Origin of the sequence: Paraburkholderia lebeckiae (assembly GCF_014201005.1) — a bacterium.
Lineage (GTDB): Bacteria > Pseudomonadota > Gammaproteobacteria > Burkholderiales > Burkholderiaceae > Paraburkholderia > Paraburkholderia tuberum.
The window spans coordinates 415,418-431,110 of record NZ_JACHDK010000002.1; the positions used below are offsets into that span (position 1 = coordinate 415,418).

The following is a 15,693-nucleotide window of genomic DNA, read 5'->3' on the forward strand; positions in this document are numbered from 1 at the left end:
TTATTGCCATGAACGATATTTCCGCCGAATCGATGCAGCCCACGCTGAGCGGCTCGTTCGTCGAGCTGCGGCCGCTGCGCGAGGAGCACGCGCAAGCTCTCGTCGACGCCGCCGACGACGGGAAACTGTGGGACATGAAGCTGACCGTCGTGCCGGGCCCGGCGACGATCGACGCCTATATCGCCACCGCGCTCGCCGGCCGCGCGGCCGGCAAGGTGATGCCGTTCACGATCGTGCGGCGCGACAAGGACGAAAAGAATGGGGGCGCTGGCCGGATCGTCGGCAGCACGCGGTTCTGGAAAATCGACCGCGCGAACCGCAAGCTCGAAATCGGCCATACGTGGCTCGCCGCCTCGGCGCAGCGCTCGGTCGTGAACACCGAGGCGAAATATCTGCTGCTGTGCCACGCGTTCGACGTGATGCGCTGCGTGCGCGTGCAGTTCACGACCGACGAGCTCAACGACAAATCGCGCGCGGCGATCCTGCGCATCGGCGCGAAACAGGAAGGCATCGTGCGGCACGAGCGGATCATGCCCGATGGGCGCAAGCGCAACTCGGTGCGCTTTAGCATCATCGACGACGAATGGCCGGCGGTGAAAGCGATGCTCGAAGGAAAGCTGGCGCGCTGAGCGGCGCGCCGGCTTCCTGCTACCGACTCATTCAAATGGGCGCATCGCGCTGCTCGTTGAGCGGCGGCGCCTGCGTCGCGGTGGCGAACTCCTCGCGAAGCCCGTCGTGCGCATGATGCCGGCGCACCCACAGCGCCCTGAGGATCGGCACCAGAATCGCGGGCACGAGGCAAGCGGTGGCGACCATTGCGGTCGCGGCCGGCACCAGCGGTTTGAAGCTCGGAATCATGTCCGCGATGATCGCCGGATTCGCGACCGCGGCCCCCGCCGTCGACGACGCCGCCAGCCCCGCCGCGCCATTGCCGCCGGCAATCCAGCGATCGGCGAGAATCAGCGGCACGCCGATCACGACGATCACGCCAAGCCCCAGCACGATGCCCGGCAGGCCGCTCGTGACGATCACGTTCTGATCGATGCCGTTGCCGAGCGCAAAGCCGAAAAACGGAATCAGCGGATGCACGCAACGGCCGAACAGCTCGCGCAGCTCGCTATCGAAGTTGCCGAGCGCAAACCCGATCAGAAACGGCAGCACCGCGCCGACGAACAGGCGCGGCTCGAAGAACGCGACCCCCGTCGCACCCAGAATGATCATGCTGATCAGCGGCCCCGATTCGACCGACATCAGGACGAACGCGCCCGCCTCTTCCTTCGTGCCGTACTGTTGCATCACGGCCGCGTATTCCCTGTTGATGGCCTGTCTCACGTCCATTGATCGTTCTCCTGTCAATATACGGGGCGCGGCGAATCGGCGTCGTCGATCGGGCGCGTGTTCGCGATTCTCGGCGCGATCGGCGACACCGGACAGATCGGCATCAGCGAGCTGCCGCAACGGCTCGGCATGTCGAAGACGACCGTGCATCGTGTGATTCAAACACTGAAGGCGCTCGGCTACTTGACCCAGGAAGTCGAAACCGAGCGCTATCGGCTGACGATCCGTCTGTTCGAGCTCGGCGCGAAAGCGCTCGAAAGCGTCGATCTGGTGCGCGAGGCCGACATCGAGGTGCGCCGCATCGGCCAGATGACACGCGAAGCGGTACAGCTGGGCGCGTTCGACGACGACGCGATCATCTACATCCACAAGATCGACGCCAACTACGGGCTGCACTTGCAGTCCCGGATCGGCCGACGCGCGTGACGTGCTCTCGCACATCGAATTTCGCAAGTCGACGCAAAAAACCTTGACCTGCGCCGAAGCGGTGTCGAGCATCCTGCCGCGCGTACGCGAGCAGGGCTATGGCCAGGACAACGAGGAGCAGGAAGAAGGTCTGCAATGCATCGCGGTGCCCGTGTTCGACCGCTTCGACCGTGTGATCGCCGGTCTGTCGATTTCGTTTCCGACGATGCGCTGCGGTGCCGACACGAAGCAGCATTACGTCGCGTTGCTCAAAGAGGCCGGTCTCGCGATCTCGACGCGGCTCGGCTATCGCGAAGCGACCGCCCCGGAGCCCGCGGCCGCGCAGTAAGTTGTGCGCGCGCGACGCGTTTTTACCTATCTCGCCGAAGCTGACGACAAGCTGATGACGCTACAGGTGTAGCGTCTTTCCATCACGCTCGCCCGAGCGCACCACCGAACTTCTTACCCAGTCTGCAACCGAATGTATCTGCGCCGCATACATATGCCGAAAATCGATGCGCTTCTTTTTTCAGCAAGCGAGGCGCCGAACCTTCGCTTCGAATCCATACCTCGTCTGCCATTGAATGCGGTTTTTTTCATAGACCCTTCAAGGGTTTGACCGCGCGCTCGACAGTCGCCCGGCATTTCGACCCGTAACCCACGGCGCCTTCCCTCCTCGTTCATCGCACGCGTATCGACGTTTCGGCGCGAACTCGGATCGACACGTCCTGTTACACACAAACACACCGGTAATCGCGCCGCTCAGTAGAGTTCGGTTCAAACGAAAGCGGTTCTGATGAAACGCTTCGCACGACAGGCACGCGCATCACAGATTTCAGGGAGCAACATCATGAAAAAAATCCTCGCATTGGTCATTCTTGCCGCCACGCTCGGTGGCGCGTTGAGCGGCTGCATCGTCGTCCCTGGCGATCATCCGCATCATGACCACTACTACGAACGTTATTGATCGGGCCATCACGCGCAGTAGGTGCGCGTCCGGCTCGCACTCCATCACAGACATCCAAACAACAGAGAACAATCATGAGTCTTTCACGCAACCGCTGGGTATCGTTGACCGTCGTCGCGGGTCTCGCGATCGGCGCATCGACGGCCGCCTTCGCGCACGTCGATGTCGGCGTGAACATCGGCGTGCCGGGCATCGCGGTCGCGCCTGCCGTGGTCGAGGCTCCGCCGCCCGTCTATGTGCAGCCCGCGCCCGTCTATGCGCCTGCGCCGCCTCCCGCGGTCATAGTCGCTCCGGGCTGGTACGGCGAACGCTACTACGATGGTCATCGCTATTGGGAGCGTCGCGAGTGGGAGCGTCATCACGACGAATGGCGCGATGCACGCGGACCGCACGGCGATTGGCACGACAACGGCTGGCACGGTCATGGTCATGACCATGACGATCGCGGGCATGACCATTGATAGACGGCAGGTGGCGTCCATCGCGCCAACGTGTCGCGCCTGCATTCGCGCCACCCCTTTGACAGGAGCGACGACGTGCTACGCAATGATCCGAGACGAGTAACCGCGCAGGTCGACGGCGCGCACATTTGCGCCGAATACAGCGAGCTGACCGGCCAGCTGTGCCTGCGCCAGGACGGCACGCTGGTGCGCGAATGGTTTCCACCGCATTCGTGGATGGCGATCGCGTCGGTGGCCGGCGCGCGCCACTGGGGCACGCGGCCAACCGACGACGAATTGCTCGCGCTGCTGCACAACGAAATGGCGTTGCTGCGCGCGTCCTGAGCGGTCGCGCGTTGTTCGAGCGTAGCGGCACGCCCGACGCCGCGCTCATTCGATCGCTATGGCACCGACGTTTTCATCGACCGGTGCGTGATCGAGCGGCTCGCGCCGCATCACCAGTACCACCCCGCCCGCCGCGATCACGGCCGGCACCGCGAGCAGGCTGAACACCGCGCCGAACTGCCAGCCGAGCCCCATCAACGCCGCACCGACGAGCGCGCCCGCCACGCCGCCGACGCGGCCGATTCCCAGCATCCACGCCACGCCCGTCGCGCGTGCCCGGGTCGGGTAGAAGCTTGCCGCGAGCGCCGACATCGACGTGACCGCGCTGGTCGCGACCGTGCCGGTCAGGAAGATCAGCGTCCCGAGCCAGACCTGATGGCCGACGCCCCGCCCGACCAGCAACACGAGCGCGCCGACGAGGACATAGGTGAACGCGATCACGCGATGCCCGGCGAAGCGATCCATCACCCAGCCGACGCACAGATTGCCGAGGATGCCCCCGAGCGGAAACAGCGACGTCATCAACGCGGCCTTTTCACCGGAGAAGCCGGTGTCCTTGAACAGCGTCGGCAGCCAGTTGGTCAGCAGATAGTAAATCAGTAGCCCCATGAAATAGGCGAGCCACAGCATCAGCGTGCCGAAGCGGTAGCGCGCCGACAGGATGATCGCGAGCGCCCATTGCGAACGTGCATAGCAGGTATTGCCGCGCACGTCGACCGCGAAAAAACGGCATCCGTCGAAGCGGTCGTGGGGCGCGATGCGTTGCAGGATTCGCGCGATCCGTTGATCGGCGCGCTTACGCACCGCGAGAAATTGCGCCGATTCCGGCAGCAACAGTATCAGCATCACGCTCAGCACGAGCGGACCGGCGCCGCCGGCGACCAGCACGCTCGGCCAGCCGAAATGCGGAATCAGCCATGCGGATGCGAGACCGCCGATCGCGAGACCGCCTGAAAAGCCGCAGAACATCGTATTGACGGCGACCGCGCGAATCCGCGCGGGCGCGTACTCGGACATTAGTGTGACCGCGTTGGGCATCGCCGCGCCGAGACCGAGGCCGGTGAAAAAGCGCAGCAAGGTCAGCGATTCGATCGAGCTCGCGCGGGCCGCCGCGAGACTCCACAGCCCGAAAAAGAACACGGACAGCACTAGCACTGTCTTGCGTCCGATACGGTCCGCGCAGGGACCGGCCGCGAGCGCGCCGATGCCGAGTCCCACCAGCGCCGCGCTCATCACCGGGCCGAGCGCACTGCGCGCGATACCCCACTGCTGCACGAGCGACGGCGCGATGAAGCCGACCGCGGCGGTGTCGAAACCGTCGGCGGCGACGACCAGAAAGCACAGCACCAGAATCGCCCATTGAAACGGCGAGAAGCGCTGTCCGTCGATAAGGGCCTGCACGTCTACACTGCGTTCGGAGCGGCTCATGTGCGTGCTCCTTTCAGCTTGTTCATTGCGATGTCTCCTTGAGATGGATGAAGAGGTGTTTTCTTATTGTTCGAATTGCTGTTCAACACGCGGACGCCGCGACGGTGGTCGCGACCGTGCTTGCGAGCGTCGCGCTGTCCGTTCGTTCATGCCTGTCTCCTCCTCGAACGGGCGGCTAGCGCAGCATCGCCAGCGTCCTGAAGTCGACTCGCCTGATGATGCGGCTCTCCTGCGCGACGATCAGATGCGCGGACGCCTGCAGATACGCGGGCCACTCCGGATCGGCATCGCGCGCGGTGCGGCGCTGGTCGTAGTCGCCGATGCTCTCGTAGCCCCACAGATGCACGACCTGGTTCAGCGCGCCGATATCGCTCATGTAAAAGCCGACTGGCGCGCCCAGATACTTGAGCTGAATCGGCATCGCGAGCCGGTCGAAAACGTCGATGAACTCCGCCATGCCGCGCGGACGGATCGTGTAGATGCGATGATCGACGAATGGTTTGCCCTGGCTCATGTGCCGGTCCTCAATACGGTTTCGGCTGCGCGGGGGTCCGCGTTGCTTGCGCTCTTCGCGCTGTTTGCGCTTTTGACGCTCACGCCCGCGAGATGACGACCGGTGATATAGCCGAACGTCATGATCGGCCCGAGCGTGATCCCCGCGCCTGGATAGTTGCCGCCCATCACGCTCGCGCGATCGTTGCCGACCGCGTACAGGCCGCCGATCGGTGCGCCTTTCACGTCGAGCACTTCGCCGGTCACATTCGTCGAGATGCCGTCGAAGGTGCCGAGATCGCCCATCACGACCTTCAGCGCGTAGTACGGACCGTCGCCGATCGGCGCGACGCACGGGTTCGGCTGGTGCTCCGGATCGCCCAGATAGCGATTGAACGACGTCGTGCCGCGGCCGAATTCCCGATCTTCGCCACGCACCGCGTCGGCGTTGTAGCGCTTCACGGTCGCCTCGAGCGCCGTGCCGTCGAGACCCGCGTTGCGCGCGAGTTCCGCGAGCGTGCGGCCCTTGCTCAGATAGCCGTTGCGCAGCAGCGGGCCCAGCGGCACGGGCGCCGGCTTCGCATAACCGAGCCCGTATTTGCGGATCGTCGTGTGATCGCAGATCAGCCACATCGCGGTTTCGCGTTCGTTCGCGCAGGCCTCGATCATCGCGGCACCCACGTCGTGATACGAATTCGCTTCGTTGGTGAAGCGCTTGCCCGCGCGCGTCACGCCGATCACGCCAGGCTTGTAGCGATCCACCAGATGCGGAAACACACCGACGCTGCCGTCGCTCATCGGCACGCGCGACACCGGCATCCATGCGGCGGGCTGTGGATAACGGATCGTCACCTGCGCACCGAGGCGTTCGGCCATGCCGACGCCGTCGCCCGTATTGCCGCGCGGCACCGGTGACAGGTGTTCGCCGCCGCGCCGCAGATGCGGATACGCGTGGGCGATCCGCGCGACGTCATGCGAGAAGCCGCCGCACGCGAGCACCACGCCACGTCGCGCGACGATGCGCATCTCGCCTTGCGGTCCGGCGACGAGTGCGCCGGTCACGCTGCCGTTCGTCACGGTCAGCTCGCGAGCGGCCGTGTTCGTATGGATCGGAATGCCGAGATCTAGCGCGGACTTCGCGAGTCGCGCGGCGAGCGCGTTACCGCTCGTGATCTGCACGCCGCGCCGGTACAGCGCAAGATCCTTCAGATGGCTCGCGAGGCGCTTCGCGACGTACAGCGCGGAGGTGAGCGAACGCGTCGCATTGAAGAAGTGCTTCAGGTCCGCGTTCGACGAGTTGAACATCATGCCGATGAACGTGATCGTCTTCAGCGGCGGGCGCAATCGCGAGATGTCCTGGCCCAGCGCGCGCGCATCGAACGCCGCGGCGACGACCGAGCGGCCAATGTCGATACCGCCTCCCACGTTCGGGTGATAGTCGGGATACAGCGTCGGCACGAATTTGACGGCGGTTTCGCGCTCGAAGAAGTCGAGCATTTCTGGGCCCGTGTCGAGAAACGCGTCGACGGCGGCGGCATCGAAGCAGGCGCCGGTTTCGTTGCGCATATAGGTCAGCGCCGCTTCGCGCGTATCGCTGACGCCGTTGCTCTTTGCGTGACGGTTGCCCGGAATCCACAGCACGCCGCCCGAGAACGCGGTGGTGCCGCCGAAGAACGGCTCCTTCTCGATCACGACGACATCGAGACCGTGTTTGCGCGCGGTGATCGCGGTCGACAGCCCTCCCGCACCCGAACCGATGACGAGCACGTCGCACGTGAGTGTCGCGCCGCGTGTTGCGTTGGTCATGATGGTTTCCTTACGCGCGGACCTGGCGGTCGGCATGGGTGGCTTGCGCGGCCTGGTTGGCTTCGAAGCCGGGACGCGGCACGAGGTCCATCAGCATGGTTTCGAAGCCACCATCGACGACGACTTCGGCGCCGTTCACATAGGCGGCGCGTTCGCTCGCGAGAAATGCGACGACATCGGCGATATCGTTCGGCTCGCCGATCCGTCGGCTCGCCGTCATCGCGCTGCGACGGCGTTCGATATCGCCGTGCTCGTAGAACGCCGCCGACAGCGGCGTGCGGATCAAGCCCGGGCACACGGTATTGCTGCGAATGCCGCGTGGCCCCCACTCCGCCGCGATCTGCTTCGACAGCATCGCGACGCCGGCCTTGCCCGCGCTGTAAGCGCCGCTATAGGTCTGCGGATGATGCGCGGCCACCGACGCGACGTGCACGATCGCGCCAGCGCCGCGCTTCAGCATGCGTTGACCGAATTGCTGCGAGCACAGCATGTAGCCGGTCAGATTCACGCGCAGCATCGCGTTCCATGCATCGAGTTGAATCTCTTCGATGCCCCCCGGCCGCAACAGGCCCGCGTTGTTCACGAGCACATCGGCGACGCCGAGGCGCGCTTCGACCTCCGACACCGCGCCGCGCACGCTATCGATGTCGCCGATATCGCAGGCGAGCGCCAGCGCTTCGACACCGCTCGCGTTCAGCGCTTGCGCGACGTCACAGCACTTCTGCTCATCGCGATCGAGCAGCGCCACGCGTGCGCCAGCGTCGCCCAACACCTGAGCAATCGCGCTGCCGATGCCGCCCGCCGCGCCGCTCACGACGCAGACGCTGCCTTCGAGCCCGAGCCAGTGTCGCGCGTTGGCGGGTGTGTCGCGCCGCCGATCTTTCCGTTGATTCATTTGCTTAGTCCTCCCGATCTCCATGTTCACGATCGCGGCGAGCTTAGGTTGGCTGGCTTCACCAAACTGCGTCATTCAACCGCGTCTTCGATGGAAAAAAGTATAGCCACGCGGTTCGGGACGAAATTGGACAAAGGCAGCGCATCGCAGGACAATTCGAACATTGGAGACAAAACCGCATGAGGAATATCCCTAACTACGATCTGTACGGAGAGTCCGCGCGGCCGCCGTGGTACGACGCGTTCAATTTCGAATGGATCGTCGAGCGCAGTCGTCCGAACGACTGGCATATCGCCGCGCACCGGCACGATGCATTGCTGCAGATTCTCTATATCCGCAGCGGTTCGGGCCACGTGCTGATCGAAAGCGAAAAGCTCACGATCGAAGCGCCATGCCTGATCCTGATTCCAGCGCAAACGGTGCACGGTTTCGTGTTTTCGCCGGAGATCGACGGGCTCGTGATTACAGCCGCGCAGCGCGCGCTGGAGTCGATTTCGAAAGCGGTGTCGCCGGGCCTCGTGCCGGTGCTGCAACGGCCCGCGCTGATTCCCGTGCGGCCCTCGGTCGGCGAGCGCACGTTGATGCCCTTGTTCGGTTTGCTGGAGCAGGAATTTCGCGGCAGCGCGCGCGGCCATATCGCCGCGGGCATGTCGCTGATGATTGCACTTTTTGTGCAGGTCGCCCGTCTGACCGATGCCGCCTCGAGCGCGGGCGCAAGCGTCAATGACCGGCGCGCCGCGCAGATCAAACGGCTACGCGAACTGATCGCCACGCATGTGCGCGAGCATCTGCCGATCGATTTTTACGCGGAAAAATTGGGGGTGACCGCGGCGCAACTGGGCCGCATCTGTCGTGAGGAGCTTGGTCATTCGCCGCTGTCTCTCGTCAACGATCAGTTGATACGCGAGGCGCAGCGCGATCTGGTCTACTCGGGTTCGAGCATCAAACAGATCGCGCATGCGCTCGGTTTCGAAGATGCGGCCTATTTCAGCCGCTATTTCCGCAAGCAGACCGGCGTCACGCCCAAGGTGTTTCAGGCGGCCGCGCATCGGGATCTGTCGATCAATTAGCGATCCCGATGATCGCGCGGTGCTTGCAGTAGCGCTTACAGCTGCGCCTGCATCTGCGCGCCGGCGACGCCGACGTAGTTCTCCGCCAGTACGGTCGCGGCCGTGCGCGACGTCGTCACGTACTCGAGCTCGGCAACCTGCAGCTGCTGCTCGAACGCCGAAGCGCCTTCGATACGATGCAGCATGCTGGTCATCCAGTACGAGAAGTGCTCGGCACGCCAGATGCGTTTGAGCGCGGTTTCGCTGTAACGGTCGAGCAGATCGGCACGGTTTTCCTTGTAGAACGCGTCGAGCGCCTTGCTGAGCACGTTCACGTCGGCGACCGCGAGGTTCATGCCCTTCGCGCCAGTGGGCGGCACGATATGCGCGGCGTCGCCAGCGAGGAACAGGCGCCCGTATTGCATCGTCGTCGACACGAAGCTGCGCATGCCGACGATGTTCTTCTGAAAGATCTTGCCGTCGATGATCTTGTGGCCTTCGTCCGAATCGGCGCGCGCATGCAGCTCGGCCCAGATGCGATCGTCGGACCAGTTGTCGACCGAGTCCTTCGGATCGCACTGGAAATACATGCGCTGCACGTTCGGCGAGCGCGTGCTGATCAGCGCGAAGCCGCGCTCGTGGCGCGCGTAGATCAGCTCGTCCGACGACGGCGGCCCTTCGCACAGAATGCCGAACCAGCCAAACGGATAGACGCGCTCAAAATCCTTGCGCAGCGTCTGCGGGATCGCCTGGCGCGACACGCCTTGCGAGCCGTCGCAGCCGATCACGAAGTCGCATTGCAGTTCGTGCTCCGCGCCTTCGTGTCGATAGCGGATCGACGGCTTATCGGTATCGATGCCGTGCACCGACGTCTCCGATACGCCGAAACGCAGTTCGGCGCCCGCTGCGACGCGCGCCGCGACTAGATCCTTGATCACTTCATGCTGGGCATAAACCGTGATCGCATGACCAGTGAGGCCGGTCAGATCGATGCGGCGACGCTTGCCTTCGAACGCGAGTTCGAAACCGTGATGCAGCGCGCCTTCGGCTTTCATGCGTTCGCCGAGACCGGTTTGCGTCAGCAGGTCCATCGTGCCCTGCTCGAGCACGCCGGCGCGAATCGTCGATTCGATCTGATCGCGCGTGCGCGTTTCGAGCACGACCGAGTCGATACCGCGCAAATGAAGCAGATGGGAAAGAAGCAGGCCAGCGGGCCCTGCACCGATGATGCCGACTTGGGTGCGCATGTATGTCTCCTGAATGCGGTGATGAAATTTGCGCTCAGTGTGACGATCGCGACGCCTATCGCACAACGCGATATGGCGGATAGGCCGTATCGCGTTGCGCGATAGAAGGTGTAAGGCGGGAGCCGGCGCCGTGTGGCTGTTTCGTTCGCAAACGCAAGACTGGTGGGGTTTTCCGGCGATTTGGACGACACGCGGCTCGTGCTGCGGCATGGCGCGCCCTCAGGTAAACCCCGATCCGCTAAAGGAGCTTCAACTCGCCAAGAAACAGTCGGTAGACCGGATTTTTCGTCTCTTCCCAGCACGGATAACCGAGCGTTTCGATGAAGCGCTCGAACGCCGCATGGTCGCTCCCGGGCACCTGAATGCCGACCAGAATCGAGCTGTAGTCCGCGCCCTGGTTGCGGTAGTGGAACAGGCTGATGTTCCAGTTCGGCGCCATCGACGACAGGAATCTCATCAGCGCGCCCGGACGCTCGGGAAACTCGAAGCGAAACAGTCGTTCGTCGCGCGCGAGCGGCCGCCGACCATGTAGCGGATGTGCTGCTTCGACAGTTCGTCGAAGGTCAGGTCGACGGTGGCAAAACCGTGCGCTTCGAAGGCGCCGGCGATCTGCGCCGATTCGCTGCGATTGCGGATCTGCACGCCGACGAAAATATGCGCCGAGTTCGCGTCGGCGATCCGGTAGTTGAACTCGGTGACGCTGCGCGCGCCGACCAGTTCGCAGAAGCGCCTGAAGCTGCCGCGCTCTTCGGGGATCGTCACCGCGAAAACCGCTTCGCGCGCTTCGCCCACTTCCGCGCGTTCGGCGACGAACGCGGCATGTTCGCCAGGAGGCAGGCGGAGAATGAACCTGAAAGCGGACATAAAAAAACCCGCCTCGCTTGGCGGGTTATGTGTGACTGCAAGTCGACGCGCGCTAACCCACCATTCGATGAATGATGCTAATAATCAGCGCAATACGGATGTCGAGGCAGTTCATGTCGGCGATCTTCGTCGACCTGGCAAGCTTTGTCAATCTCCGCGCAGTGCGGCAGTGACACAAAGAAAAACGGGGCGCACCGGCAAGCGCGCCCCCGCTGATACGATCACACCGACATCAATCGCGCACGCCGCTGTGCTTTTTGAATGCCGCGAGAATGCGTTGCTCGAGCGCATTGTAATCGTGGCCAAAGTGATGATCGCCGGTGGTGCGGATGACTTCGACGCCGGTCTTGTCGAGCGCCGGACACAGCGTGTCGGCCTCGCTCTTGCCATAGAAGCATTGAACGATCGACGGCGGCACATGCGTCAACTCGGGGCGCACGTTCAGCGCCTTGTCGCTCGCGGGCATGCCGAGCCAGCCGCCGACGCGGATCTGGAAATCGGCGTCAGGCGCGAAGCCTAGCAGCGAGATCAACGACACCTTATCGCGCTGCGCCTGCGGCAGCAGGTTATACGCAAACGGCATCACGTCCGCGCCGAACGAATAGCCGATCAGCGCGATATGCTGCGCGTGCCAGCGCTCGCCATAGGTTTGCATCACCCGCGCGAGATCGCGGCTCGTTTGCGCGGGCGGCTTCTCGCTCCAGAAATAGCGCAGGCTGTCCCAGCCGACGACCGACACGCCATCTTTCTGCAGTGCCTGCGCGATCGTCTTGTCGAGATCGCGCCACCCGCCATCGCCGGAAATCACGATCGCCATCAAACCGTTCGGATGCGCGGCCGGCAATTCGATCAGCGGCAGGTCGGATACGTCGTCGGCGCTGGTCGAGACCGGCTGCAGATGCGGCGTCAGCAATGCAACGAGACGCGCGCGGTCGGCATTGCCCGTGCTCGCCTTTTCGACGAAGCCCGGCACCTTGTCGCGAATCACGGTCGGGTCGGGCGGACACGGTTCGAAGCGCGCGTCTAGCGTGTGATCGGCGTCGACCGACACCGCGCCCGCGATCGTATTGGACGGCGCCTGCTCGAGCACGTGCATCGCGAGCGTCGCGCCCTGGCCCGTACCCGCGACGATCGGCGCGAAGTAGCGGCTCGACTGCGATTGCCGTTCGAGCTGATGGCTCAGCGCCTCGGCATCGCCCACCAGCTGATGACAGGTTTCCTTTTTCGCGGCAAGGTTGGCCGCGTAGTGCGCGGTATCGACGCCGACCGTCATCGCGCCCGCTTTGGCGAGCGCATCGGCGCTCTGCTGATCGGCTGCGCTCCAGCCGCTTGCCTGCGAATACAGCACGACGAAGCCGCGCAGCGGCCCCTCGGGCTGCGTCACGCGCACGTCGCCATAGCGGCCGCCAGGCACGGTGGTGGTGGCCGCGTGCGCGAGCGCGCCGCAGCTCAGAACGCTCGCCGCAACGGCGAGCCGGAACAACGGATGCAATGTCATGAACGCCGGCCTCCTGCCAGCAGCGACAGATCCGCGAGCGTGAAGAACACGCCCGAACCGGATGCCGCGAGATAACGCGGCTCCCAGCGCGGCTGGAACTTGCTCTTGAAAGCACGCAGTCCGCGGAAGTTATAGAAGCGGCCCCCGAAGCGCCACACGATGCCGGCCAGCCGATGCCAGCGTGACGCGAGCGGCGTCGGCTGCACGCCGGAGAGCGGCGCAATACCGAGACTGAGCGAGCGGAAACCCGCCTGTTTCAGATGCAGCGCGAGCTGCGTGAACAGATATTCCATCGCATACGGCGACGCGCTTTCGACGTGACGCATCACGCCGACGGTCGCCTCGGTATTCATATCGGTCGTCATGAAGGTCACGAATGCGACCGGCTCGCCGTTCTGGCGCACCAGCATCACCGACTGCGCGGCCAGGTATTCGTCATGGAAAGCCGCGACCGAGAAGCTCTTCTCGCGCGCGTCGCGGCTGTCGAGCCAACCGTCGGAAATGCCGCGCAGCATTTCGAGCGAGGCCGGCACATGGGCCTGATCGATCACTTCGACGCTAAAACCGTCGCGCTCGCCGCGCTTGAGCGCATAGCGCAGATGCGCGCGATGCGAGCCCTTCAGCTCGAAGTCGTCGAGCACGACGTGCGCTTCCTCGCCGAGCTTCATCAGCGTGAGGCCAGCGTCGAGATACAGCGGCAGCGCATTCGCGCGCACCTGGTAGAACGCGGCGCGACCGCCATGTGCATGCGCGAGCGCGACGAACTTGCTGATGAGACCCGCCCACTCTTCGCGCGGCCCCACCGGATCGTGCAACGCGGCCCACGTGCGGCCGTATTTCGCGTACATCAGGAACGCCTCGCGCGACTCCGAAAACAGGAAGCTCTTGTCGCCCATCAACGCGAGACCGGCATCGCTGCGTTCCTGCGCGCGCACGATGCGCGCGGCGTCGTGCAGATCTTCGGGCGCCGGCTTCACGAAGCGGCCCGGCGCCGGACGCAGCAATTGCCAGAACGAGAAGGTCGCGGCGAACACGCTCGCGGCGAGCGTCGCGCGCAGCGCGCGCGGCGCGCGCTCGTCGAACGCGAATTGCCACCACAGATCGCCCGTGTACGGCACGTCACGGAAAGCGAACAGCATGACCCACGTCGCGAGCATCAGCACCATCGCGACCGACACGAGCCAGCCGGCCGTGAAACGCTCCGCGAACAGCGACGAATGACGGTTGAAGCGCTTGCGCGTCGCGAGCAGCAGCACGATCAGCATGCCGAGCACACCGGCTTCGACGAACGCGAGACCCTTGGTCAGCGACAGCGCGAGGCTCAGCAACGCGAGTGCGAGCGTCATCCACCATGCCGCGTCGAGCCGCCGCAGCAGGCCGCGCGCGACGAACAGCAGCAGCACGCCGAGCACGCTGCATAGCATCTGCGAGCTTTCGAGCACCCACAGCGGCACCAGGTCGCGCAGCATATGAATGCGCTGCCAGAACGCCGGCGTCGCACTCGAAATGACCAGCATGCCGCCGACCACGAACGTGACGAGGCTCAGAAACAGCGGCGCGAGTTCCGACACGCGCTCCGCCTGCAACATCGACAGACGATTCTTCAGCGCGCGCCCCTCGAAGCCCGCGAGCAGCGCTGCGGAGACGATCAGCGGCACGCCGAAATAGATCGCGCGATAGGCGAGCAGCGCGGCGACCATCTGATGCATCTGCACGCTGCCGCTCAGCGTGAAGACCATCGCCGCTTCGAACACACCAACGCCGCCGGGCGTATGGCCAATCAGGCCGAGCAGCATCGCGGCCGCGTAAACGGTGATGAAGCCGACGAAGCTCACGTTCGCGTGCGGCAGCAATGCCCACAACGCGAGGCCCGCGGCGACCACGTCGAGCACCGCCAGCGCAACCTGCGCGAGCAGATCGCGGCGCGCGGGAATATCGAACGAGAGCCACTCCCAGCGCGTGCGGATCGGCCGGGTTTGCCGACGGCACGCGGCCGCGGCGAGCGCCAGCGCGAGCAGCAGCGCAGCGCCGCTCCAGCGCAGCGCGACTGGCGACACATGCAGCATCGGCGCGAGCTGGCCCGCCATGCAGACCATGCCCAGCGCGGTCATCAACACGAGGGCGAGCGCGAGCGACACGCTCGTAAACACCGTCATGCGGCCGATCTGCGCGGGCGTGATGTTCGCGACGCCGTACACGCGCGCGCGCACCGCTCCGCCTGTCAGCGCGCCGAAACCGGTCGCATTGCCGAGCGCCGAACCGGCCGTCGCGCCGACCCACAGCGCTGCGCGCGGCACGCTCGCGCCGAGATAGCGCAGGCCGACCGCGTCGCGCCCGACCAACGCGACGTAGCTGAGCGCGGTCGCGCCGAGCGCGCCGATCCACTCGCGCGCCGACAGCTGACGCAGTTCGCGGATCACCGAACGGTAATTCACCGCCTCGGACAGATGCTGCAGAACGACCAGCAGCAGCCCGCAAATGACGAGCGCGAGCACGGACGACAGCAGGCCCCGGCTGCCAAGCGCTTTCGATGCACGGCCGAGCAGCGCGGGGAGGCGCTCGAAGCTGTGTTGAAGTCGGTGGAACATGGTCAATGCGGGCCTTGCGAGGAGCGGTCGCGGCGACGGGTCGTCACGCGCGGGGTCGCCTGTGGCGGCGATTACAAAGTGATAACGGCAAAACGTGCAAAAGGTTGACAGCATTAGCAATTTTGCTATCAATTCACTTGCGCGGCGCGCGTCAAAAGAGCGCGATTGTAATGCTTCCTCGTGTGATGCGAGGCATCGGGCCGGCGCAACCGCGGCATCAAGATCCCGGCTGGGCGCGCCGTAATCAGGAGCGGAAGCACGATCTCAGGAAGGGAAACGGCGCTGGCGGACCAGAATTGGCCGGCAGCGAACGTCTATTTTGGGGGACTGA

At 64.6% G+C, this 15,693-nt stretch carries 11 protein-coding genes and 3 pseudogenes; 5 read left to right on the forward strand and 9 right to left on the reverse strand.

The genetic code is table 11. From position 1 onward, the window contains the following. Nucleotides 1-8: 8 nt before the first annotated feature. The gene (locus HDG39_RS05175; protein ID WP_184003792.1) at nt 9-629 is read left to right on the forward strand and encodes a GNAT family N-acetyltransferase; all 621 of its coding nucleotides are present in this window, start codon (nt 9-11) and stop codon (nt 627-629) included. A gap of 31 nt (nt 630-660) precedes the next feature. Here HDG39_RS05175 and HDG39_RS05180 read toward each other — a convergent pair. After that, nucleotides 661-1,311 (reverse strand): annotated as a pseudogene (locus HDG39_RS05180) (2-keto-3-deoxygluconate permease); the annotation flags it as partial. 75 nt (nt 1,312-1,386) lie between these two features. On the opposite strand from HDG39_RS05180, the pseudogene HDG39_RS05185 reads away from it, so the two are divergent. The 3 genes and pseudogenes from HDG39_RS05185 (at nt 1,387) to HDG39_RS05195 (ending at nt 3,495) form a co-directional block, all read left to right on the forward strand. Beyond that, a pseudogene (locus HDG39_RS05185) lies at nt 1,387-2,092 on the forward strand (IclR family transcriptional regulator domain-containing protein). 692 nt (nt 2,093-2,784) lie between these two features. After that, nucleotides 2,785-3,171 carry a hypothetical protein gene (locus tag HDG39_RS05190; RefSeq protein WP_184003794.1) on the forward strand — a complete coding sequence of 129 codons (387 nt, stop codon included), beginning with the start codon at nt 2,785-2,787 and terminating at the stop codon, nt 3,169-3,171. Between the two features lie 75 nt (nt 3,172-3,246). Then, nucleotides 3,247-3,495 carry a hypothetical protein gene (locus tag HDG39_RS05195; RefSeq protein ID WP_026225344.1) on the forward strand — a complete coding sequence of 83 codons (249 nt, stop codon included), beginning with the start codon at nt 3,247-3,249 and terminating at the stop codon, nt 3,493-3,495. A 45-nt stretch (nt 3,496-3,540) separates the two neighbouring features. Here HDG39_RS05195 and HDG39_RS05200 read toward each other — a convergent pair whose 3' ends face one another. The 4 genes from HDG39_RS05200 to HDG39_RS05215 all read right to left on the reverse strand — a co-directional run bounded on the left by HDG39_RS05200 (nt 3,541) and on the right by HDG39_RS05215 (nt 8,116). Beyond that, nucleotides 3,541-4,923, reverse strand: a complete 1,383-nt coding sequence (locus tag HDG39_RS05200) for an MFS transporter (protein WP_184003796.1) — start codon at nt 4,921-4,923, stop codon at nt 3,541-3,543. A gap of 175 nt (nt 4,924-5,098) precedes the next feature. After that, nucleotides 5,099-5,437 (reverse strand): NIPSNAP family protein, encoded by a 339-nt coding sequence (locus tag HDG39_RS05205; protein WP_184003798.1) that lies wholly within the window; start codon nt 5,435-5,437, stop codon nt 5,099-5,101. Next, nucleotides 5,434-7,221: an FAD-dependent oxidoreductase gene (locus HDG39_RS05210; RefSeq protein ID WP_184003800.1), complete on the reverse strand. Its 1,788-nt coding sequence runs from the start codon at nt 7,219-7,221 to the stop codon at nt 5,434-5,436. Before HDG39_RS05210 ends, HDG39_RS05205 begins: the two co-directional genes overlap by 4 nt. A gap of 10 nt (nt 7,222-7,231) precedes the next feature. Beyond that, entirely contained in the window at nt 7,232-8,116 is an 885-nt protein-coding gene (locus tag HDG39_RS05215) for an SDR family NAD(P)-dependent oxidoreductase (RefSeq protein WP_184003802.1), read from the reverse strand. Nucleotides 8,117-8,295: 179 nt separating this feature from the next. On the opposite strand from HDG39_RS05215, the gene HDG39_RS05220 reads away from it, so the two are divergent. Next, the gene (locus tag HDG39_RS05220; protein WP_184003804.1) at nt 8,296-9,186 is read left to right on the forward strand and encodes a helix-turn-helix domain-containing protein; all 891 of its coding nucleotides are present in this window, start codon (nt 8,296-8,298) and stop codon (nt 9,184-9,186) included. A 35-nt stretch (nt 9,187-9,221) separates the two neighbouring features. Here HDG39_RS05220 and HDG39_RS05225 read toward each other — a convergent pair whose 3' ends face one another. The 4 genes and pseudogenes from HDG39_RS05225 to mprF form a co-directional block, all read right to left on the reverse strand. After that, the gene (locus tag HDG39_RS05225) at nt 9,222-10,412 is read right to left on the reverse strand and encodes a 4-hydroxybenzoate 3-monooxygenase (protein WP_184003806.1); all 1,191 of its coding nucleotides are present in this window, start codon (nt 10,410-10,412) and stop codon (nt 9,222-9,224) included. Between the two features lie 238 nt (nt 10,413-10,650). Then, nucleotides 10,651-11,225: pseudogene (locus tag HDG39_RS05230) on the reverse strand (threonine ammonia-lyase); the annotation flags it as partial. Nucleotides 11,226-11,508: 283 nt separating this feature from the next. Continuing rightward, nucleotides 11,509-12,774 carry a virulence factor family protein gene (locus HDG39_RS05235; protein WP_184003808.1) on the reverse strand — a complete coding sequence of 422 codons (1,266 nt, stop codon included), beginning with the start codon at nt 12,772-12,774 and terminating at the stop codon, nt 11,509-11,511. Further along, nucleotides 12,771-15,362, reverse strand: a complete 2,592-nt coding sequence (mprF, locus tag HDG39_RS05240; protein ID WP_184003810.1) for a bifunctional lysylphosphatidylglycerol flippase/synthetase MprF — start codon at nt 15,360-15,362, stop codon at nt 12,771-12,773. Before mprF ends, HDG39_RS05235 begins: the two co-directional genes overlap by 4 nt. Nucleotides 15,363-15,693: the final 331 nt, after the last annotated feature.

Coding starts and splice junctions, on each gene's coding strand:
- HDG39_RS05175 (WP_184003792.1), top strand. CDS start 9: ATGAACGATATTTCCGCCGAATCGATGCAGCCCACGCTGAGCGGCTCG.
- HDG39_RS05190 (WP_184003794.1), top strand. CDS start 2,785: ATGAGTCTTTCACGCAACCGCTGGGTATCGTTGACCGTCGTCGCGGGT.
- HDG39_RS05200 (WP_184003796.1), bottom strand. CDS start 4,923: ATGAGCCGCTCCGAACGCAGTGTAGACGTGCAGGCCCTTATCGACGGA.
- HDG39_RS05205 (WP_184003798.1), bottom strand. CDS start 5,437: ATGAGCCAGGGCAAACCATTCGTCGATCATCGCATCTACACGATCCGT.
- HDG39_RS05210 (WP_184003800.1), bottom strand. CDS start 7,221: ATGACCAACGCAACACGCGGCGCGACACTCACGTGCGACGTGCTCGTC.
- HDG39_RS05215 (WP_184003802.1), bottom strand. CDS start 8,116: ATGAATCAACGGAAAGATCGGCGGCGCGACACACCCGCCAACGCGCGA.
- HDG39_RS05220 (WP_184003804.1), top strand. CDS start 8,296: ATGAGGAATATCCCTAACTACGATCTGTACGGAGAGTCCGCGCGGCCG.
- HDG39_RS05225 (WP_184003806.1), bottom strand. CDS start 10,412: ATGCGCACCCAAGTCGGCATCATCGGTGCAGGGCCCGCTGGCCTGCTT.
- HDG39_RS05235 (WP_184003808.1), bottom strand. CDS start 12,774: ATGACATTGCATCCGTTGTTCCGGCTCGCCGTTGCGGCGAGCGTTCTG.
- mprF (WP_184003810.1), bottom strand. CDS start 15,362: ATGTTCCACCGACTTCAACACAGCTTCGAGCGCCTCCCCGCGCTGCTC.